This is a genomic window from Nitrospirota bacterium (genome assembly GCA_016214385.1).
Taxonomy (GTDB): domain Bacteria; phylum Nitrospirota; class Thermodesulfovibrionia; order UBA6902; family JACROP01; genus JACROP01.
The window spans coordinates 1-2,851 of record JACROP010000156.1; the positions used below are offsets into that span (position 1 = coordinate 1).

At 44.2% G+C, this 2,851-nt stretch carries 3 protein-coding genes; all 3 read right to left on the reverse strand.

The window, feature by feature from the left end; all coding sequences use genetic code 11:
- Window positions 1–429: 429 nt before the first annotated feature.
- Complete coding sequence (locus HZC12_09660) at window positions 430–1,500, reverse strand: 6-bladed beta-propeller (protein ID MBI5026969.1); 1,071 nt, start codon at window positions 1,498–1,500, stop codon at window positions 430–432.
- A 16-nt stretch (window positions 1,501–1,516) separates the two neighbouring features.
- The gene (locus HZC12_09665) at window positions 1,517–2,020 is read right to left on the reverse strand and encodes a hypothetical protein (protein MBI5026970.1); all 504 of its coding nucleotides are present in this window, start codon (window positions 2,018–2,020) and stop codon (window positions 1,517–1,519) included.
- Window positions 2,021–2,117: 97 nt separating this feature from the next.
- On the reverse strand, window positions 2,118–2,851 hold a 734-nt coding region (locus HZC12_09670; GenBank protein ID MBI5026971.1), incomplete at its 5' end, for a hypothetical protein.

Below are 2,851 nucleotides of genomic sequence, written 5' to 3' on the forward strand. Positions count from 1 at the left end.
CAGCATTGGGCATCTGATGGTTCCACAGGGGAACGGCTGGGTTGGCATTGTGGGGGATATGGCAGAAAACGCAAATCTCGGTTTCTGCCTCAGCCTTAATAGGCCCCGGGCCTGTGACTGAAAGGTTGTGCTTTGTGTTGACAATGCCAGCGTAAGAAACGACAGTTGACAATAGAGAGTCAACAGCCAGAAAAGCCAAAGACAAAATAATAACTGATAGAGATAGGAAAGGCAGTCTCAGAATTTCTATAATCGACAGATTATTTATATTCTGTTTTAGCCTTTTAGTTTCAATGTTTTTTGTCAAATCCATAACGTCTTTTTTATAAGGTGTCGCATAGAAATCCTTCGCCAGCCTTCCCTATCTATTTTGCCGGTTTTACTACATTTGGACGTAAAGATATTCTATGTCCTTTCTCAATTCTATCTCTATTTTTCGGTCCCCTTTGTCCCGTGCACTTTAGTGTCTGCTGCCTTAAGGTATTTAAACACCTGAACCCTGCTGTTATAAGAGTCTGCGATATATATTTTGTTGTTCTGGTCTATATAGATTCCAGAAGGAATTGCAAACTCCCCTGACCTTATCCCGGACCTGCCAAAAACAAGGAGGAGTTGTCCTTGTCTGTCAAAGACCTGAACGGCCTCAAATATGCTATCCACTACGTATATATTTCCATCACTGTCGAGGGCAATCCCCCTTGGGTTGGCCATGTCTCCTGTGCCATTGCCGAGTTTGCCAAATTTTAAAATGAATTTTCCATTTTTATCAAAGCACTGGACCCTGAAGTTCAGGGTGTCTGATACATAAAGATTCCCATCTCTCGCAATGGTAATAAAGGTTGGGAAATTAAACTGTCCATTGCCGTTCCCCTTTTCTCCAAAAGAGAATTTATACTGGCCGTCAGTTGTATAGACATGGATTTTACAGGCGAGGGTATCCACTATATAAATGAGCCCTGCTGCCCTGTCTATAGCAATACCTGTTGGCCTCTGAAATGCATCCTTGGTGCCAATATCCCTTAAATATTTGCCATCACTTGAGAATACATATACCCCCCTCAATACAGAGTCTGACACAAATATATTGCCATCTTTATCTGTGCCAACACTGATGGGAGATGCAAAGCGGCTGGATTTAGTGCCTTCGATAAGCGTATATTTTTCATTTGTGAGGTCAAAGATATGAACTGATAGAGATGCAGTATCTGTAATATAGAGCCTGCCTTTATCGTCAGTTGTTATGCCAAATGGTTTTGTTATTTCTTCTACTTTCTTGCCGGCAATGAACTCCCAGACTTTCCTGAAAAAGCCTTTCTTAATCCCGATGTCATCTGGCCTCTTTATGCTCTGGATAAACTCAATCTTTGGTTCATAAGGTGGCGGAGGCCATACCGACTTTTCCTTCGGGGTGTTAATGGCGTTCTTTCCTGACCCCATACCAAGACTTATGATGGAAACCAGGATTATTACTATTAAAAGAGCGCCCTTAACCTTGTTCATTTCACCGTTCATGGCTTTAATTATACCTGAATTCTGATAGTTTTTTCATAAAAGCCATACTTAAGTTTTCCAAGTCTCTCAGGGGCTTTTCGCCATAAGATGGGTCTCCTGTGCTTGCAGCTACGGTCTTCATATTTTTCTGGATGTCATTTAAGGTAGCAAGCCGTTCTCTTATGGCAATGCGGGCAGCCTCTAACTTTTCGTTAAGTCCCTCAATGTCTCCAGGCTGAACCGGAGTGGCGAGGTCGCCTCCTCCAAACCCCTCTATGGCCTTTATAAAGCCATGTAACCCTGAAGAAATCTTCCTCGAGAGTATAGCGATTATCAGCATGGCTACAGCAATCAGTATAACAGAGGATACGACAACTGTCTTTACTATAACCGGGAATACTACATCCCAGGGGCTTACAGCTCGAAGGTGAGAACGGTAGAGGTAACTGCTAATCTCTTTGAATGAATAATGCCAGAGAAAGATGTCTGTGGCTAAAGCTGTCAGCAGTCCGAGAACAAGAAAGTACACGGCGACTCTCCCCTGAAGCCGCTTGTTTATAAAGTAATGCCTTCTTCTGTTAGGGTATTGGATCTTTCCTGCCTCTACTGTGTTTCCCATTTCACTCCTATTTTATATGGCACGCCAGGCAAAGGGCGCTGCCCTTATTGCTGATTGATAAGTTATATTTCTCCTTTGAATACATGTTGTGGCATGAGCCACAGCCGACCTTTCCACTAAAGAGCCTGATTGCCTTGTTTATAGTTGAGGGATGTTTATATCCTCCTTTTATAAACGCCTTCATATAATCGACCCCTATAGGATGTCCTGTGCCTGTCCCATGGCTCCATGTTCCCATCCCTATACTGCCCATTTTGGCAAGTGAGCTGTCATGGCAGCTAAGGCATTCAATAGAGAGCCTGTCTATCGGGCTTTTTGCATCCATTACCTCAAATCCCCTTCCTGAGTGTGCAGGCTGGTCGCTGCCAGCGTGCTTGCCGAGTGATTCTTTGTGACATAAAAAACACAATACCCTGCCGGCCCTGTTACCACCCCTGAGGAGAAAATCTCCTTTGCCATGGACGTCATGGCATGTAGCGCAGGTCATTCTGCCCATCCAGTCCAATGGGAAACCCCTGGGCATTGACATTGATGGCTTCATGTTAGAAGGGTGTGAAAGCCCGAGGTCCCTGTGACAGTCCTTGCATAGTATGTCTATGTCTTTCACAAACACTGTTTTTGGCCCGCTGAGTGACAGGTGACATTTGAAGCACTCTCCATCAAACACATGCCCTTCCTTTCTGGCCCATGATACCCATACCAGAAATGCAATAGCAGCAAGAAATACCAGCATCTGCCATC

Coding starts and splice junctions, on each gene's coding strand:
- HZC12_09660 (MBI5026969.1), bottom strand. CDS start 1,500: ATGAACAAGGTTAAGGGCGCTCTTTTAATAGTAATAATCCTGGTTTCC.